Raw genomic sequence first — 18,174 nt, 5'->3', positions numbered from 1 at the left:
GGTTTGCATAAAGCTGAGGGCTTGACGTTCCCCTGTGTGGAGCGTGCCGTCACATGTCTTTACAACATAATTTTTCCCGGAACGTTATTTATCGAAGGAGATGCCATGCTATCCCCAGACATTCCCGCGGACATTCCGCCGGCAACCGTCAGTCCCAATGCCAACGTCGTCTTGTCCAAGCGTTATCTGCGTAAAGGTCCAGACGGTAAGCCCACAGAAACCGTACGCGATCTTTTCTGGCGTGTGGCCTCGGCTATTGCTGCCGAAGAAGCCAAATACACGGAATCTCCGTATACGACCGATGAACTTGCCCGCCAGTTCTATGATCTCATGACGTCGTTCCGGTTTCTGCCCAATTCACCCACGCTCATGAATGCCGGCACCAACCTGGGCCAACTGGCCGCATGTTTTGTGCTGCCAGTCGGCGACTCCATGAACGAAATATTCGATGCCGTGAAAAATGCCGCGCTCATCCACAAATCCGGCGGCGGCACGGGGTTTTCCTTTTCCCGCCTCCGTCCCAAATCCTCTCGCGTTGGTTCAACAGGTGGTGTCGCTTCGGGACCGGTTTCCTTTATGCGTATTTTCAATACCGCCACGGAGCAGGTCAAACAAGGCGGAACCCGACGCGGTGCCAACATGGGAATTTTGCGCGTCGACCACCCGGACATTCTTGATTTTATTTCTTGCAAAGAGCACGAAGGCGAGTTGAATAACTTCAACATTTCCGTGGGCCTGACCGAAGCTTTTATGCAAGCAGTCGAAGCCGGTGATACCTACGACCTTATCGCACCGCATAGCGGCAACACCCGCGCTGCCATGTCCGCGACCGAAGTTTTCGATCTTCTCGTACGAAAAGCATGGGAAAGTGGTGATCCAGGTATTATTTTCCTTGATCGCATCAATCGCGACAACCCGACGCCGGATCAAGGCGAAATTGAAAGCACAAACCCGTGTGGCGAACAACCATTGCTGCCTTACGAAGCGTGTAACCTCGGCTCCATCAACCTTGTCACGGTTTTCGATCCTGAAGCCAAAGACATGGTGGACTGGGACGAACTCAAACGCATCATTCACTTGAGCGTGCGCTTCCTGGACAACGTCATCGACGCATCACGCTACCCGCTTGATCTCATTACGGAAAACGTCCACAAGAACCGTAAAATCGGTCTGGGCATCATGGGATTCGCCGACTTACTCTACCGCTGCCGCATCTCGTATGACAGCGTTGAAGCACTCAATCTTGCCGAAAAAATCATGGAATTCGTGCAGGCCGAGTCCAAAAGCGCATCAAAAACGCTTGCAACAGAGCGTGGCCCCTTTCCGGCGTACGAAACATCCACATTCGGCAAGCGTAATCTTGGCCCATACCGCAATGCCACGACAACCACGATCGCGCCCACCGGTACACTCTCCATCATCGCTGGATGCTCTTCAGGGATCGAGCCACTTTTCGCTCTCTCGTTTGCACGGCACGTCATGGACGGAGACAAACTGGTCGAATTCAATCCCTGGTTCGAAGAAGCACTGATGGAACACGGGCTGCACAACGAATACATTACCCAGGAAGTCGCACGAAAGGGATCGATCGCCCATATCCGTGAGTTGCCAGAAGAATTGCGCCGTGTTTTTGTTACAGCCATGGATTTCGATCCGATCTGGCACCTTAAAATGCAGGCTGCGTTCCAAAAGTATACGGATAATGCGGTCTCCAAAACCGTGAACCTGCCCAACTCGGTTACGCAGGACGATATTCGAAAAATTTACCTCATGGCTTTTGAACTCGGCTGCAAAGGGGTCACTGTTTACCGCGACGGCTGCAAATCCTCGCAAGTACTCTGTACGGGTGACGGCACTTCCGAGGAAGAGAACTCGGATAAGCGCGGTACTGTGGTCAAACAACGGCCCGATGTTATGTACGGATTCACCCAAAAAGTGCGCACAGGACTTGGTGAACTCTACTTGACGGTCAACGAACTCGACGGCAAACCCTTTGAGGTCTTTGCCACCATTGGGAAATCCGGCCGTTCTGTCACCGCCAAAGCCGAAGCCATCGGCCGACTGGTCTCCCTTGCTTTGCGTTCAGGCGTCGATGTTGCCGCTATCGTGGCCCAGCTCAAAGGCATCGGCGGGGAAAACCCTGTCTTCCAGAAAAAAGGTTTGCTCCTGTCACTGCCCGATGCCGTATCCTGGGTGTTGGAAAACCGCTACCTGCAAGGCCAAAACGTTCATACGGCCGACGAAGCCAAATCCTTGAACGGACATCATTGCCCGGATTGTGGCAGTGATCTTGTGTTCGAAGAAGGCTGTCATGTTTGCAAAGCGTGTGGGTACACGAAGTGCGGTTAAGAGCGCATGAGGTAGAAAAATAGTTCTGTCTCCAACGGCTGGAGAAGATTCTCCTTCCCATGCCGCTTTCTGAACCCTTTCTCATGAGACGTGGAGAGCGAACGCCTGGAGTTTGCAAACCCTATGAGGACTGAGAATACAGGGTCATGATGATTCATCATCAATTCAACAGCCGGCCTTGCGGAAAACCGCGAGGCCGGCTGTCTTTTCGAGAAGACGTCACTCGCTCCATCGTTTCATTTTCATCTCCTTGTTCAAGAAGAAGGAGGATAGGAGACAACGAGAAGCTCGCTCACCCAGCTCATTTCAACATGAACCATTTCCTGCTTTCGTATGAGAACAAAAGGAGTTAAGAAACATATCATAAACTGAATGACGACTTACATCATGTGGACTTTGGAGGTGGTTGCCACGACCTCCACTCCGTCTCCCTTGGATGCCCCGGAGCGTATGACGTATGGCACAACCGATTCACATCCTCGTCGTTGAAGACGAGACCGTTACTCGCGAAAATTTACAACTCGTTCTCAAACGAGAAGGCTATGATGTCGATGTCGCCCCCGATGGAGAATCGGCACTCAAGTTGTTAAAAAAAAATGAATACGACGTCGTCTTGACCGACATGCGAATGCGGCTTGTCGATGGCGTTCAGGTTCTCAATACGGCAAAAGCCCTCCAACCCGACACCGAAGTGATTGTCCTTACGGGGTATGCCACCGTGGAGATGGCCGTCCAGGCTATGGAGCATGGGGCATACTACTATTTATCGAAACCCTATAATCTCGACGAACTCCGCGCACTCATTCGTAAGGCCCTGGAAAAAAACGCTATGTCCCGAGAACTCAAGGCTTTACGTCAACACAACGCAGAATTGAGCATGCCGCTCATTGTCGGCCAATCCAAAGCCGTGACGGCCCTACGTGAACTGGTTGCCCAAATCGCTCCTGTTGACTCCAACGTCCTGATTCTCGGCGAAACAGGAACGGGGAAAGAACTCGTCGCTCGGGCCATCCATCATTTGAGCCCACGAAACAATGAACGCTTCTTAGCGATTAATTGCGCGGGATTTGCTGAGAACCTTCTTGAAAACGAATTGTTCGGCCATGAAAAAGAGGCCTTTTCCGGTGCCAGCAGCACAAAAAAAGGACTCCTGGAACAAGCGCATGGCGGAACCTTCTTTCTCGATGAGATAGGGGACATGCCCTTGCCCATGCAGGCCAAGTTCTTGCGCACATTGGAAACGAAAACGCTGATCCGACTCGGTGGTTCCGAGGAAATCAATGTTGATGTCCGATTTGTGGCCGCGACCAACAAGGATCTCCTGCAAGCTGTGGAAGACGGTGAATTTCGACGCGACTTATATTATCGGCTGAATGTTGTCAGCGTTCAGACTCCTCCCCTAGAAGATCGACGCGAAGACATTGAGCTGCTGGCCCGCCACTTCCTGCATAAGCACGCGCACGCTATGGGGAAAAACACGACGGATATGGCACCGGAGGTCGTCCGTATTCTCTGCCAGTACGAATTTCCCGGCAACGTGCGTGAATTGGAAAATATCATTGAAAGCGCCTTGGTGATGTGCACAGGTGAAATGCTGCAACCGAAACATTTACCTTTGGATTTGCAACAACAGACTCATTGGTTCAATCGCGTGAGTCGAGAAGAAGAACCCATCACACTCCAAGAAAATGAGAAACGATATATTGCATGGGTACTGGAACAAACCCAAGGCAATAAAACCCAAGCGGCACAAATATTAGGCATTGATCGCGCTTCACTCTGGCGCAAATTAAAGCGCCTTGAAATGGACAATCCTTCGGATGCACCACAATGACGTCCCTATGACCGTAGAGCGACGAAACGAAGCCTCCCCATGTTCATTCCCGCAAGACCGACAAGTCCAAAGAGTATATCAATAAAGTAATCCACCGATGAGAGATAGGGTGTTCACCTTATCTCCGCACCGCTGTGCCACGGTCCTCCCCCCATATATTGCGTACATGTCGCCCGACAATGATTTCTCAAGGTCGTTCAACTGATATATGAATCCAGCGTGCAGGTGTTGCGAAATATCACACCACCCAAACCAGGATCGTTGTATATTATCACACCCAAATCGGCCGTCTTCAACAAAACGTTGCATATTACAGCGATTCATAATTTTTTATCACATCTCCGCAGCAAACGATCGTGTTATATTCCAGCATGATAATTGAAAAACATCACTTGGCACGCCTCTTGTTAAAAAAAGAACAAGGAGGTACTTTATGTGTAGCAACCAAGAGGATGTCGTCACTGTCGCGACTTTGGCTGAAAAGGATGATCCCGAATCCACTTCGGCAATGATGCGGATGCTAATCGAGATGGAAGAAAGTCGAAAACCAAAGATTCTGGTGGTGGCAGACGATATGTCCATCCCCGAAGATGCCGCCTACCATTTATGTGTACTGGCAAAGCGACTTTCCAGCGAAATGCTCTTTCTCTCTTCGAGCATTGCCCCTGGTGAGAACGCAGCCCATCCCCCGATTATCGATCAGATTCGAGAGTGGATGGGGACGCGGCGGCATTTGACTTGGGTTCCGGCCATGGGAAAACTGGACCAGGCCTTGTGGTACGTCACACATCGCATTCATCGTGTCGATTTCGCCGTACTTGTCGGGGAAGAAAACCAATGCCTGAAGAAAAATCTTCTGATGCCTGTCTTTAATTTATAATGCGAAACGTCTTCTCCGCTATGGATGCTTTCCTCTGTCCTCCTCCATACTTCATAAGAAGGACACGTCCCCCTAAAAGGCGATCTTTCTTTGGGAAGCCGGCTGATATCCAATATGATATAATCCCTCTTTCTTCGCTTGTTTCTCTTCTTCCACGCGTTAATCAGGCAGCTTCAACGGTGATATCGATGTTATTTCCATCTCTTTTCATATGGCGTGAGCTCGTGTATTGGCCTAGACGCAGGCGAGACGCCTGCCTGTTGTCTCTTCAAAGGTTTGGCGCTCATATCGTTTCACATGGCAATACCATCGTTGTGCCTGTCGTCTATCGGTTTTGTATATTGGTGGCGTCTGGTATTTCACCCAATTGAGCAAAGTTCCAAATACAGAAGAGGATAGACACATGATTCCATTTCCAACGTTAAGTCTCAATTTACGCCATCAAGTTCTTCTTGGATTCGCTCTCTGGTTTGCGCTGCTCAGTTCCATCGGTGCCGTTTCCTACTATAATCTGCAAAATATCGAACGAAAAGTCATGGTCGTGGAAATTGCCGATGACTTGTCCAATATCATTCTCGAAATGCGACGGTACGAAAAAAACTATTTTCTCTACGGACAAGGGTACGATGAAAACGTCGAACATGTCCGGCGTGCATACGACAAGCTTTTAGAACTGGAAGAGCACGGCCCTTTGCTTATTACCGACAATGTTGAAAGCCTGCGTCAAACGCTCTCTCTCTATGGCCAACTCATAGAAAAAGTTCATACAGAGCAAGAGAATGCCACTCCCGGTGAGATCAAAAAACTTCGATCGACAGGACAACTTCTCGAGGAAATGACCAGAAAAATTGTTCGTTTCGAACGTACCCGCATTGTGCAGATCAACGAGCGGTTACGAAAGAATCTTTTTATCTCCATGGGAATGGTCATTTTATGGGGCCTGACGATTATCTACTTTCTCAATACCAGAATTATTCGCCCTCTGAGCGAAGTGGAAGCAACCACGGTTCGAATTGCCGAAGGCGATTTCGAACCGGTCCCTATGGGACGCGCTGACAACGAAATTTTGCGTATTATGAAAGCCATCAATCGAATGGTCATGGAATTGGAGCGCCGCCAGGAGCAACTCGTCCAAAACAAAAAACTTTCCTCCATCGGCCAACTTGCTTCAGGCATTGCGCACCAGCTGAACAACCCGCTCAATAACATTTCCACCTCATGCCAGCTTCTTATGGAGGAAGAAACACCGGATCCAGAATTTTCCTCCAAAATGCTCAACAATATTGAGCGTGAAACCTTGCGCGCCCGCGACATCGTTCGTGGTTTGCTTGAATTTTCGCGAAAACGCGAATTCACCAAGCGAACAGAGTACCTGCATAGTATGGTCAACAACGCATTAGCGCTCATTTCGAGTCAGGTTCCTTCAGGCGTTACCATTGAGACATGGATTCCCGAGGCGATTACCGTCGAAATGGACCGGCAACAAATGCAGGAAGTTCTTCTCAACTTACTCATGAACGGCATCCAAGCGCTCGGAGATAACGGAACCGGCCTCAGTGTCACCGCCGAATCCGACATGGCACGCAATCGCGTCAGCCTCGTTATTGAAGATGATGGCTGCGGTCTCAGCGATGAAGTCCGAGGCCAAATATTCGATCCCTTTTTTACAACCAAAGATGTCGGAACCGGAACCGGACTCGGACTTTATATCGTGTACGGTATTGTTCGAAAACATGATGGAGAAATTTGCGTCGAAGGCAAAGAAGGTATCGGAACGAGGTTCGTCATCACGCTCCCCATTCATGCAGAAACGAAAGAGAGAAGCTCATGAGTTCGGCCCGCATTCTTATAGTCGAGGACGAACAGATCGCCCGAGAGAATCTGGAGTTAGCCTTATCGCGCAAAGGGTATACGGTTCAATCCGAAGCAACGGGAGCCGATGCTATTGCCGTTATGGAGCGTGAAACGTTCGATATCGTTGTTACGGATCTTTGCATGCCCCAGATGGACGGCATGGAAGTTCTTAAACGCGCCAAAGAACTGCAACCGCGCGTCGAAGTGCTCGTGGTGACCGGGTATGGAACCGTTGATTCGGCTGTCGAAGCCATGAACCGCGGTGCGTATTCGTATCTTTCCAAGCCGTTGCAAATCAAAGAATTGCTTGCACTTGTCACGAAGGCTTTAGAAAAATGCCAACTCCGCCAAGAAATCGACGCCTTGCGAGGTCAGCTTGAAGGGCATCAGGGCCCGCTCATTATCGGTCAAAGTCCGGCCATGCAAGTGCTCAAGCAAGATATCGCCAAAGTGGCTGCGGTGGACTCTACCGTCCTCATCACAGGGGAAACCGGAACAGGCAAGGAACTCATCGCCAAAGCCATTCACGCCTTGTCCGCAAGAAGAGACAAACGATTTCTTGCCGTCAACTGCGGTGCGTTCAACCAGGATCTCCTTGCGAACGAACTCTTCGGCCATGAACCCGGAGCGTACACCGGAGCACGCAACGCCCCAACGAAAGGCTTAATGGAAGCAGCACAGGGCGGAACCTTTCTGCTCGATGAAATCGGCGATATGGAGCTCATGATGCAGGTCAAGCTGTTGCGGGTTCTGGAAGAACGCAGCCTGATTCGGGTGGGGGGAACGAATGAAGTTCCCATTGATATTCGCGTGTTGGCTGCAACGAATAAAAATCTTGCCGTTGAAGTGTCGCAAGGAACTTTTCGGCGTGACTTGTTCTACCGTCTCAATGTCATCACGCTCCATTCCCCTCCGCTTCGTGAACGACGTGAAGACATCGGCTTGCTGTCCACGTTCTTCCTTGACAAATATACTCGTTTGCTCGGAAAGGGAGAAAAGCGCCTCGGCGATGACTGCATGGAATTGCTCATGCACTATGAGTTTCCAGGCAATGTCCGCGAATTGGAAAATATCGTGGAGCGAGCCGTGGTCTTATGCGAAGGAGAGGTTATCGGGGCGCAACACCTTCCGCCGGACATCGTGGTTACCGATGGTCATGTCCAACATCAGAGTGCACCCCGAGAAATGATTAGCCTCAAGGAAAACGAAAAACGCCATATCGCCTGGGTACTTGAGCAGTGCGGCGGTAATAGAACCTGCGCTGCCCAAGTGCTCGATATCGACCGGGCAACCATTTGGCGCAAGCTCAAAGCCTACGGTATGGACGGTTGAGTCGGCACTGGCGCCGGAGCAGCTTCTTCCGGCAACAATACGTGTTCCAACACGTCATCGGCCCTGCTGGCAAACACGATCTCAAGCGCATTTTGCACTTCGGGCTCAAGTGCCTCCACATCAGGCCGATTCCGCTCCGGCAGGACGACCTTCACGACGCCGGCCTGTGCTGCCGCCAGAATCTTCATCCGAAGACCGCTCACGGGCAGCACTCGTCCGCTTAAGCTCAGCTCTCCGGTCATGGCGACATTCCGTCGGGCCGGCCTGTCCGTGAGCAGGGAAATCAGCGCCGTGGCAATGGTGATACCGGCTGATGGTCCATCTTTCGGGACGGAACCGGCCGGGATATGAACATGAATATCCTTGGTCGCAAAGAAATCACCCTCAATGCCTAATCGGTCCGACTGGCTACGAACATAACTTAATGCGGTCTGCGCCGACTCTTTGAGCACATCGCCCAGCGACCCTGTCATGAGAAGTTTCCCTCGGCCGGGCATGCATGCTGTTTCTACAAACAGAATCTCGCCTCCATATTCCGTCCAAACCATCGCCGTTGCCATCCCGACAACATCGGCGCCACGGGCGGCTTCTCTGGTAATGCGAATAGGTCCGAGGAGTTCTTCAACCATATCTGTATCAACCACGCACGATTCCTGTTCGCAACTGATGAGTTGTCTATTCACCTTTCGACATAATCCCCCGATTTCACGATCCAAATTTCGTACGCCGGCTTCTCGTGTATACCCCGAAACAAGCAGATCAATAGCATCGGGCGTCAGCGTCATTTCATCCGCGAGCAACCCATGTCGTTCAAGTTGACGCGGTAAAAGGTGATTTTGGACAATAATACGCTTTTCTGACGGGGTGTAGGCGGAAAACTCGATAATCTCCAGTCGATCCAAAAGCGGCTTGGACAATCGCTCGACCATATTGGCTGTTGCAAGAAACAACACCCCACTCAAATCAAACGGCATATCCAGATAATAATCCAAGAAGCCCGTGTTTTGTGCCGGATCCAAGACCTCAAGCAGAATGGATGCCGGGTCTCCACGAAAATCCTGGCCGATCTTGTCCAGTTCATCGAGCATGAATACAGGATTGTTGACTCCGGCACGGCGCAACTCAGAGAGAATACGGCCAGGCATAGCGCCGACATATGTACGTCGATGCCCGCGCATCTCCGACTCGTCACGCATGCCGGCCATGGAGAGACGTGCAAACGAACGCCCCAAGGCATGCGCGATCGATTGTCCGACCGATGTTTTCCCTGTTCCCGGAGGGCCGGAAAAACACAAAACCGTTCCCGGTGCCAAACGACGCCGACGCACGCCGGACAACGCATCTGCCGCCACTTGACGCAATACGTTGAGATCGATGGGCTTAGCGAGAAAATGAACGGCTCCCTTACGCATAGCGTCGACGGCCGTCGCCACGGTGGCATAGCCTGTTATGATAATGAATCGGGTGTTGGGTGAAATATGTTTTGCTTTCTCAAGAAGCTGCATCCCGTCCAATCGATCCATCTTAAGATCCGACACAACAAGATCAAATTCTTCTTCAGCCAACATGGCCAAAGCCTGCGGTCCTCCAGATGCCGTATGCGTCTCATAGCCTTCACGTGATAAAATGATCGCCATATTCTCCAAGGCAATGGGTTCATCATCGACGACGAGAACACGCAACGGTTGCGATCCCACACGGATGCTGACGGCAAGGTGTTCCAAAACACGCTCTTTCACCTGCACCATGCCGGCATGATCCTGACTCAGTATCTGCTCTGCCCGTTCCATGTCGAGGTTATCTTCCGTCGCCACAAACCATGGCAGGCTGGCAATGAATTCAAGGTAATTCAGGCCAATGCTATACTCTGCGCTCGACGGCTCTGTATGTCCCAACCGCTCCAGTTCCTTAAAGGCAACGGTTCGAGCATACTCGGGCAAATGCATTTGTTCCAATTCGGCCCGGAGTTCATCCAATCGTGAAGGTGGCGCGGGCGGCGTCACCTCTTGAGGCATCTGGGGCGCCTGCTCAAGCTGCTCCTGCACCTCTTCCTTTTCTTTTTTCCGAAAAAAAGCCATGCGTTTTCACCTCAATACACTGGTTTGCAACGGTATGCGCAACGACCTTTGCGTTTTGCAATAGTCCCGGCAACCGGGACGATCGTTGTAATCCGGGCGGTCATTCCTGCAAGCTCTCATGAAACATCGTGCCATAACCTTTGCAGACTGCAACACCCACGTCACCCCTAACATCGACATAAAAAACACTTTTTCCTTTTTATATCAACGCATTATTCGATTTATCCCAGTTTGGCACAAGATTTGTTCTCTTCGCTCTTGAAAACACCGTGCCGAATTCGACGAAGGAGGGAGTAACGCCGAATGAAAAAGAGGATAAAACAGGGCATGACAAAAATTAGCACCGCCATGGAGAATTTGGCGTCTGCTGTTGCCTACGCTGAAATGGGTTGCCGTGATGAAGCATTGCGCTTGGTCGATTTGCTTTCTCCCATTCGCAAAAGCACGCATCCCAAAATCATTCTGGCTTCCAACGGGCTCTATTTTTCCGATTCAGCACTCCACTATGCAGCCGGTCTTGTCGAACGTATGCACTGCGATGTGCTGACGCTGAGCGTTGAAATTCCCCCTGGCAATATATCAAAAGCTGTCAATGAAGCCGGAACGACAGAACCTGTAGCCGCTTTACAACGCATGATTCAATGGAAAGAGGCTATCTGCCTGCATCAAATAGTTCATGACGGGCTGTGCCAAGCAATTCAGGAGTATTGTCGAGTGGTGAGAGATGTTCGCTTTGCTGTCATACAAGCCCAAGAGAACGAAATTCCGCATTGTGAATTGCCTATTCCGGTTTTTCTTGTCCATGCTTGAGAATGTTATGTGCATAAACGAGGAGCACGTTGCAAGCCTCTATCCGGCGTATCCGGGCACTGGCTTCGACGTTCAAAGACGATATCATCCCGGGCTGGACGACTTCGACACGACCAGTCACGACTCCACGGCCGCGTGCCTGCTCCGTTTTCGGGCAGGTACGCGGCCGTGGGTCATGACGACATCGACATTGTCGATATGCGCGTTACCTGCGGATGATGTCCACAACCACTAAGGAGTGAATTGGAATGACACTGGAAATGTACCTGGTCATGGGCGTTTTGGTCCTGGCCATCCTCATGTTCATCTTCGAATGGGTCCGGGTCGACGTCGTTGGCATCATCATGATGGTCATCCTTCCGCTTCTGGGGTTGGTCACCCCCAAACAGGCCATCAGCGGTCTGTCGAGTAACGCGGTCGTTTCCATCATCGCCGTTATCATCATTGGGGCGGCGCTGGATAAAACAGGCGTCATGAATACACTGGCTCGCGTTATTCTTCGCTTTTCCGGCAAAAGCGAAAGCCGCATCACGGCATTAATTGCTGGGACTGTCGCGTTTATTTCCGGCTTCATGCAGAACATCGGTGCGGCGGCCCTGTTCATGCCCGCGGCCAAACGTATCGGCCGCCAGACAGGCGTTCCGGTTTCCCGCATCCTGATGCCCATGGGATTTTGCGCCATTATCGGTGGTTGTATTACGCTCGTTGGCTCCAGCCCGCTCATCTTGCTCAACGACCTCATGAAAGTCGTTAATGAAGATGTCGAACCATGGGGATTGTTCAGTGTCACTCCTGTCGGCGTGGCCCTTGTTGTCGCCGGTATTGCGTATTTTATTATCTTCGGTCGTTACATCCTGCCCGCCGCCAAAGGTGAGGAAGCCACCGGCTTGATGACTCCGGGACTCGCCAACACCTACGGCAATGTCGGAGAACTCTATGAGTTGCATGTTCCCGAAACCGCGCAGGCCAAATCGCTGCAGGAACTCGACATCCGTCCCATGTTTTTCACCACTGTGGTTGCCCTCATCAACCACGGTCATGATGAAACCGTCTTTACTCCCGACGGAGAGAATGTCGTCCGTCCGGGCGCCGACATTGCGGTTGTCGGTCCGCTTGCCATGGTCACCCAATTGGCAGAAACCTATGGCTGGGAACTCAAAAGCGAACTTGAGGCCTTTGCCGAAGATTTGTCTCCCAACAACGCCGGGATCATGGAAGGTATCATCACCCCGCGTTCGGAATTTTCCCGCAGAACCCCGCATGAAGTCCACTTGCGCCGCAACTACCGCGTTAACCCGCTGGCATTGTATCGTGGTGACAAAATTTTCGTCAGTGGCATTCGCGATATCCGCCTGGAGCCGGGCGACGCGCTTTTGTTGCAAGGTCGCTGGGAAAGCTTCCACATGCTCAAAGATAAACCCCATCTGACCTTCACCGAAGAAGTGCAGGGTGAAATTCTGCGCACCGACAAAGCGAAATTCGCTGTCGGCTGGCTGCTGGTCGCCCTGAGCATGATCCTGATCTTCAAAGTACAGTTGTCCATCGCGCTGCTGACCGGAGCGCTTGGCATGATTCTGAGCAGAGTTCTGACAATCGACGAGGCCTACAACTCGGTTGACTGGATGACCGTCTTTTTACTTGGTGGCCTTATTCCGCTCGGCATGGCCTTTGAAAATACAGGAACGGCCAAATTCATTGCCGACACCATTGTTTCGGCATTAGGAAACGTACAACCCATTGTACTCCTTACCGTCATCGGAATTCTTTCATCCTTTTTTACTTTGGTCATATCCAATGTTGGTTGCGCCGTCTTGCTCATACCACTCTCTATGAACATGGCAGCACAAGCCGGTGCCGATCCGCGCATTGCGGCCATGGTCGTGGCTGTTGCCGCCTCGAATACATTTGTCTTGCCGACACACCAGGTTAACGCACTGATCATGCGGCCCGGTGGCTACCGAACGGTTGACTACGTTCGCGCGGGAGCCGGTATGACCATCCTATACCTTGTCGTTATGATTGCTGCGTTGATGATGTTTTACTAATCAACCTCACGCATTACGATCTGATATTCCGTTTCCGCCGAGGAGATTCCATCTTCTCGGCGGATTTTTCTTTCAGATACCATATTTCCCGCCCTGTCTCCGCACTGAACATGATTCCCTTTCTTGCTTACTGATAGCTCTCCAGAAGATATATCCCTACCCTATTCAAGCAATCTCCGAATCTAAAGAGTACTCCAGTCAATACATGCTGAAACAATTGTATTGTACACAGTATGACAGACCAACAGCCCAGAACGACCGATCATATCCCTAACTCTTCAACTCCTTTTGCCGCCGGATGCTTTCCTTCCCGTGACACATAAAAAAAGACGGAGCAGAAACATTCCACTCCGTCTTCATCGCCTTTGCAGGCAGTGTTCGTATATCAATTAGACTCTGGCACGAGGACGAGGACGAGTCCGGGCAGACGGGGCGGGGCAATAAACAGGAATCGCACGAGCCGTCGGCCGGGGTTCGGACATCACGTATTGCAGATTGGAATATTTTCTTGAGAGCGCTTCAACGACTTGGTCACGTTGTCCAGAGCACACGAGGTGGCTGAACGGAATATCTTTTGCCTGAGCAGCCTTGCGGAATTCCGCCGCAAAGGCATCGCTCTTCTGAGAGCCAAGATTCAACGCCAAGATAGAGCTCTTCAGGCGGCTCGCCATGTCGATAGCATAGGTGACCAGTTCATAGGAAAACGACGTCGCTCCACCAACAACGACAATCAACGGAGATTCGTTGTCGATCTTATCTTCTTCAGCGACAATGCTTCGTGCGGTGTCATGATCGCTCGCGCTGGCAAAAGCCGCGGCTGCGCTGGTGTCTTCAAGCCATTGTCCCACGGACTTGCCTTTAGCGGTTTTTTCGCAGCATGCCTTAGCATGAAGTTGGAGGTCCATGTTCTCTTCGGCAAAAGCCACGTCAGCGTATGTGTCTTCCAACACTTTACCCAGTTTCGTCATCGTGCGCTCCTTTATTCACCGTTTTCTCCCTTAGTATCAAGTTCCATGCCACCATAAATACATTGAAATTACAGGATTTATTTTCACCCCTTGATAAAAAACCTTTGCAATCCGCAATGGGCATTGCATTCTGCAAAAGGCAACATGCATCCATGCAACACATGTTGCAAAAGAGCGCACCGAGAACGTTCTCTTTGGAAAAAAGACAAGGGGTTGTGATTTTGGAACTCCCTTCCCAATAGGGAAGAAACGCCCCCCCCATAAAGAGCGCTGTCAAACGGTCGCGAGCCGTGAAGAATACACCACGCATCGGCCTTGACACCTGTTGCTCCGATCATTATTGACAAGTCAATCATTGACAAATCAAGGAGATGTTTTTCGTATGTCCTCAGACAATATCCACGATTTTGCGCTGAAATCACCAGGGAGACGCCTCTCCATTCTCGGCCGTTTAAGCATGGCCTACATGGCTGGGCCACTCAAACAATTGGGCATAACCCGTGGAGAAATAGGTTTTATTATCAGTGTGTTGCAAAACGAAGGTATTTTTCAGGAAGAGTTGAGCGAGCTTCTCTTTATCGACAGAGCAGCAACGACCAGGGCTCTTTACGATCTTGAACGAAAAGGTTTGATGAAAAGGGAGCCTGATGCTGACGACCGTCGGAAGAAGCGAATATATTCGACAGAGAAATGCCAGACGCTCAAGCCCGAGCTACTTGGTGTGCTGGACAAGTTCAACGAAGCACTCTTCCGTGGACTCACTCCTAACGAACAAAAACACGTATTGGGGATAATGGACAAGCTAATCTGCAATCTCCGCAGTGCAATGAAAGAGGAAGCATGACATCACAAACAACCAAAGAACAATCAGTTCTTTTCGCCGTCGCAGTAACCCAGTTTGCCGTGCCGTTCATGATATCCGCCGTCGGCGTCGTTCTGCCGAGCATTGGCGAAGACTTCCATGCCAACGGTGTTTTATTGAGCTTGGTCGAAGCCGTATTTCTGGGCGTTAATGCAATGTCCCTCCTTTGCTTTGGTCGGGCCTCCGATCTTATGGGAAGAAACTGGATATTCACCACGGGACTGAGCGTTTTTATCCTGGCAACAGCCTCGCTTGGATTTTCACCTTCTATTTATGCACTCATCGCTATCCGAGCAGTGCAGGCTCTCGGTGGTGCTATGATTGTCTCCACCGGCTTGGCCATTCTTCTCAGTGTATTCCCCCAAGAAGAGCGAGGTAAGGCGTTGGGTATCGCTTTGGCATGCGTCTATCTCGGCCTTTCCGCAGGGCCGTTCCTAGGTGGCTATATCGCCGGGGCTCTTGGCTGGCGAGGAGTATTTTTCGTCGGGATTATTCCCTGTCTCGTGGCACTGCTCTTTATACTCAAAACCTTGCCGTGGGATTTTCGCCCCTCCCAAACCCCCTTTGACATTCCTGGGGCTCTGGCCAGCATGACGTGCATCGGTCTGTTCTTGTATGGTGGAGCGAATGTAGACACATATTGGGGGTTGCTCGCTTTGGGCGGATTCCTGGTGTCCTTTCTGATCTTCCTTCACTTGGAATCGCGCTCTCCCAATCCGTTACTGAACCTGCGTTTGTTCACCGGCAGTATCGACTTCAGTTCCGGCAATCTGCTGCAGTTCCTCAACTATGCAGCAACGTTTGGCCTTACATTCCTTATGAGCCTCTATTTACAACTGGGGCACGGGATGTCTCCCATGCAGGCCGGAACCATTTTGGTCATACAGCCTCTCACCCAAAGCATTCTTTCCCCTGTCTGCGGACGCCTTGCGGATAGGTATGCTCCAGGAATCATGGTCACTGTCGGCATGCTCATGTGCATATGCGGCCTGGGATGGGCCTCCACGTTCGACGACACAACCGCCTTGTCTTCCATATATTGCATGCTCGGTCTCGTGGGCCTGGGCATTGCATTTTTCGTCTCACCGAACATGAAAATGATCATGCGCTCTGTCGATCACAAAGACTACGGAGTCGCCACGGCCGTAACGGGACAAACGCGCATTGTCGGCATGACCGTCAGCATGGTGGCCATTTCCATGGTCATATCCATTGTTGTTGGTGATAAAGTTTTGAGCCCCGATACGTTTCCCGACTTCAACCAAGCCATGCAACTGGTTTTACAAGGCAGTTGCGCTCTTGGTGCACTCGGCATGGCTATCTCTCTCATCGTGCCTGCGTGGAATAAGCATCGCACTCGGCATGAATTGATAGCAGGAGAACACAATGCATAATCTCATTCATTTTCCTTTCTTCATTCATATTTGCTTACTCTGTATGATGGGACTTCAGGCAACAATAAACATGGCATACGCTAGTCTAGATTGCTTGCTCATGACCGGCTGTGCAAGAAAAATATGTGAAATTGGACATGAGATTGCATCGGCCAAAGCCCATGACAACCAGCCCAAAGTGACGAAGCAGGAGGAAGCATTACGCTATGTTCTGGCAACCTGTGAAAAAAGTCAGGGGCCTCAATCCGTCGCTCACGAGCTTCTTGATACAAAAGAAAAAGTTGAGAAGTTTTCTGACGACATCCATCATATTGCACGAGAATTCGAAAAGAAAATTGCCAAAGAATCACGAAATCTGGAATCATTGGCTGCATATGAAGAGGCCATGGATGATATTGACGAGGCTCTCCACAACACACTCGACGACTTACATGGGGAGCAACAGGACCTTGAAGGAGAAATAGGCAAACTCAACGACGCGATCATTCTCGTCGTGACACCGGCTGAAAATACGATCTCCGCTGCGAAAAAACTAGAGCAACAGATCATTCAAACTCAAGATGCATTACAATCCACGCAAAGAATATTTCTGCGCGCTATAACAAAGGTTATCAAGTTAGCCTGCAAAGTACACGGGCTCTCTCACTACGTGGAAGTATTCCAGATAGGCATGGAAGACATTAAGCTTGAATTGTATGTCCAAGCTGCAACGTTGAAAGCAATACAAGCTCTCAGTCAAGAACTCACACGCGAAGCTCCACCTCTGAATACGTCATGAATGCTCCGAAAGTTCATTTTCGAAGCATTCATACGCCTCAGCTCAAGAGAAAATCACCTTCAGCCCTTCTCATCCTCCATTCGTTTCGCCTGGCTGAAAAGCAAAAATATCGCCGCGGAAGAGATCAAGGTCATAATGAAAAGAATAAAAACCAACGATTGGAAGGCATTGGCATAAATACTCGTCAGATCCAAAAGAGAAAGTTTGGGGAGAAGACGATGTGCACCGACCAAATCCCCGGTTGCGAGGCGTTGCGCCGCGCGTTGTAAAGCTACATCCGATGCTCCCGATAATGCCCCCTGCACATTGACGGAATCTCGCACCAACCATGTTAGCGACGCCCCCATAATAGCGATGGCCCCCCCTTTTGGCATCTGGAAATATTTGCGGAGAACTATCTTGTGGCTTGGGCTGAACTTGCAGAGCATAAATATCAGTTTGAAATATTAGCTCTTTCCATAAAGAAAAATCCTTATTGCCTCCAACGTTCCCCTTCTATTTCGTATTTTTCAAAGGCTCTGTTCTCACTCAGTGTTGAAATTGGTAAAAAAGGCATTACCTCTTTACGAAGAGGCTGCCATGGATACTGAAAAATTCAAGACCATTCTTGCCGCCTTTGCTGACCTAATCCTAGGTAGTGTCGTCACAAGATTGCTTTATTCTTCTTTTCCTGGCATCGGATACTAAAAGGAAAAAGAAGACAGAATGAAGAGTGCAGCACATAGACGACATGATATTTCTGACCGGGTATGGGAGTTGCTCGAACCTCATTTACCAGGAAGAAAAGGAACGTGGGGAGGTGTCGCCCATGACAATCGGCTTTTCATTAATGCCGTTTTCTGGATACTCCGAACTGGGGCTCCATGGAGAGATCTTCCACCCGATTACGGCGATTGGAAAAATACACATCGTCGATTTTGTCGTTGGCGTGACAAGGGAATCTGGGAATCTCTACTTGAGAAGTTAATAGATGACGCTGATTTTGAGTGG

The 18,174-nt window shown here is 50.5% G+C and carries 16 protein-coding genes; 13 read left to right on the top strand and 3 right to left on the bottom strand.

Features of this window, described 5'->3' with window-relative positions; all coding sequences use genetic code 11:
* The first annotated feature begins 105 nt into the window (after nucleotides 1-105).
* The 5 genes from G451_RS0119010 (at nucleotide 106) to G451_RS0118990 (ending at nucleotide 8,249) form a co-directional block, all read left to right on the top strand.
* On the top strand, nucleotides 106-2,349 hold the full coding sequence (locus G451_RS0119010; protein WP_027185500.1) for a vitamin B12-dependent ribonucleotide reductase: 2,244 nt from the start codon (nucleotides 106-108) through the stop codon (nucleotides 2,347-2,349).
* Between the two features lie 457 nt (nucleotides 2,350-2,806).
* Complete coding sequence (locus G451_RS0119005) at nucleotides 2,807-4,183, top strand: sigma-54-dependent transcriptional regulator (RefSeq protein WP_027185499.1); 1,377 nt, start codon at nucleotides 2,807-2,809, stop codon at nucleotides 4,181-4,183.
* 433 nt (nucleotides 4,184-4,616) lie between these two features.
* Nucleotides 4,617-5,063, top strand: coding sequence for a hypothetical protein (locus tag G451_RS0119000; RefSeq protein WP_027185498.1), 447 nt, complete (start codon nucleotides 4,617-4,619; stop codon nucleotides 5,061-5,063).
* 403 nt (nucleotides 5,064-5,466) lie between these two features.
* Nucleotides 5,467-6,894 (top strand): sensor histidine kinase, encoded by a 1,428-nt coding sequence (locus tag G451_RS0118995; protein ID WP_027185497.1) that lies wholly within the window; start codon nucleotides 5,467-5,469, stop codon nucleotides 6,892-6,894.
* Nucleotides 6,891-8,249: a sigma-54-dependent transcriptional regulator gene (locus tag G451_RS0118990; protein WP_027185496.1), complete on the top strand. Its 1,359-nt coding sequence runs from the start codon at nucleotides 6,891-6,893 to the stop codon at nucleotides 8,247-8,249. The genes G451_RS0118995 and G451_RS0118990 overlap by 4 nt, the downstream gene beginning before the upstream one ends.
* Here G451_RS0118990 and G451_RS30410 read toward each other — a convergent pair.
* A complete protein-coding gene (locus G451_RS30410; RefSeq protein WP_051261689.1) occupies nucleotides 8,231-10,327 on the bottom strand; it encodes a S16 family serine protease in 2,097 nt (698 codons plus the stop codon). The two genes, G451_RS0118990 and G451_RS30410, sit on opposite strands and share 19 nt — an antisense overlap.
* A gap of 327 nt (nucleotides 10,328-10,654) precedes the next feature.
* On the opposite strand from G451_RS30410, the gene G451_RS0118980 reads away from it, so the two are divergent.
* Genes G451_RS0118980 through G451_RS0118975 form a run of 3 tightly spaced genes read left to right on the top strand, consistent with a single transcriptional unit; the run spans nucleotide 10,655 to nucleotide 13,182 of the window.
* Entirely contained in the window at nucleotides 10,655-11,137 is a 483-nt protein-coding gene (locus G451_RS0118980) for a hypothetical protein (protein ID WP_156921724.1), read from the top strand.
* A gap of 7 nt (nucleotides 11,138-11,144) precedes the next feature.
* A complete protein-coding gene (locus G451_RS34260; RefSeq protein WP_156921723.1) occupies nucleotides 11,145-11,372 on the top strand; it encodes a hypothetical protein in 228 nt (75 codons plus the stop codon).
* Nucleotides 11,373-11,385: 13 nt separating this feature from the next.
* The gene (locus tag G451_RS0118975) at nucleotides 11,386-13,182 is read left to right on the top strand and encodes an SLC13 family permease (RefSeq protein WP_027185494.1); all 1,797 of its coding nucleotides are present in this window, start codon (nucleotides 11,386-11,388) and stop codon (nucleotides 13,180-13,182) included.
* 389 nt (nucleotides 13,183-13,571) lie between these two features.
* Here the strand turns inward: G451_RS0118975 and G451_RS0118970 are convergent, their stop codons facing one another.
* Complete coding sequence (locus tag G451_RS0118970; RefSeq protein WP_027185493.1) at nucleotides 13,572-14,150, bottom strand: hypothetical protein; 579 nt, start codon at nucleotides 14,148-14,150, stop codon at nucleotides 13,572-13,574.
* Between the two features lie 382 nt (nucleotides 14,151-14,532).
* Between G451_RS0118970 and G451_RS0118960 the strand changes: the two genes are divergently transcribed.
* Genes G451_RS0118960 through G451_RS0118950 form a run of 3 tightly spaced genes read left to right on the top strand, consistent with a single transcriptional unit; the run spans nucleotide 14,533 to nucleotide 17,184 of the window.
* Complete coding sequence (locus G451_RS0118960; RefSeq protein ID WP_027185491.1) at nucleotides 14,533-14,994, top strand: MarR family winged helix-turn-helix transcriptional regulator; 462 nt, start codon at nucleotides 14,533-14,535, stop codon at nucleotides 14,992-14,994.
* Nucleotides 14,991-16,406, top strand: coding sequence for an MFS transporter (locus G451_RS30405; RefSeq protein ID WP_051261688.1), 1,416 nt, complete (start codon nucleotides 14,991-14,993; stop codon nucleotides 16,404-16,406). Before G451_RS0118960 ends, G451_RS30405 begins: the two co-directional genes overlap by 4 nt.
* A complete protein-coding gene (locus tag G451_RS0118950) occupies nucleotides 16,399-17,184 on the top strand; it encodes a DUF1090 family protein (RefSeq protein ID WP_027185490.1) in 786 nt (261 codons plus the stop codon). Before G451_RS30405 ends, G451_RS0118950 begins: the two co-directional genes overlap by 8 nt.
* 59 nt (nucleotides 17,185-17,243) lie before the next feature.
* Here the strand turns inward: G451_RS0118950 and G451_RS30400 are convergent, their stop codons facing one another.
* Complete coding sequence (locus G451_RS30400; RefSeq protein ID WP_156921722.1) at nucleotides 17,244-17,531, bottom strand: hypothetical protein; 288 nt, start codon at nucleotides 17,529-17,531, stop codon at nucleotides 17,244-17,246.
* A gap of 54 nt (nucleotides 17,532-17,585) precedes the next feature.
* On the opposite strand from G451_RS30400, the gene G451_RS34255 reads away from it, so the two are divergent.
* Both G451_RS34255 and G451_RS0118940 read left to right on the top strand, forming a co-directional pair.
* A complete protein-coding gene (locus G451_RS34255) occupies nucleotides 17,586-17,774 on the top strand; it encodes a hypothetical protein (protein WP_156921721.1) in 189 nt (62 codons plus the stop codon).
* Between the two features lie 115 nt (nucleotides 17,775-17,889).
* Nucleotides 17,890-18,174: IS5 family transposase (locus G451_RS0118940; RefSeq protein WP_027185489.1), on the top strand; the 285-nt coding region annotated here is incomplete at its 3' end.

It is taken from the genome of Desulfovibrio inopinatus DSM 10711, assembly GCF_000429305.1.
Lineage (GTDB): Bacteria > Desulfobacterota > Desulfovibrionia > Desulfovibrionales > Desulfovibrionaceae > Alteridesulfovibrio > Alteridesulfovibrio inopinatus.
This window is presented reverse-complemented; position numbering and strand designations above follow the sequence as displayed.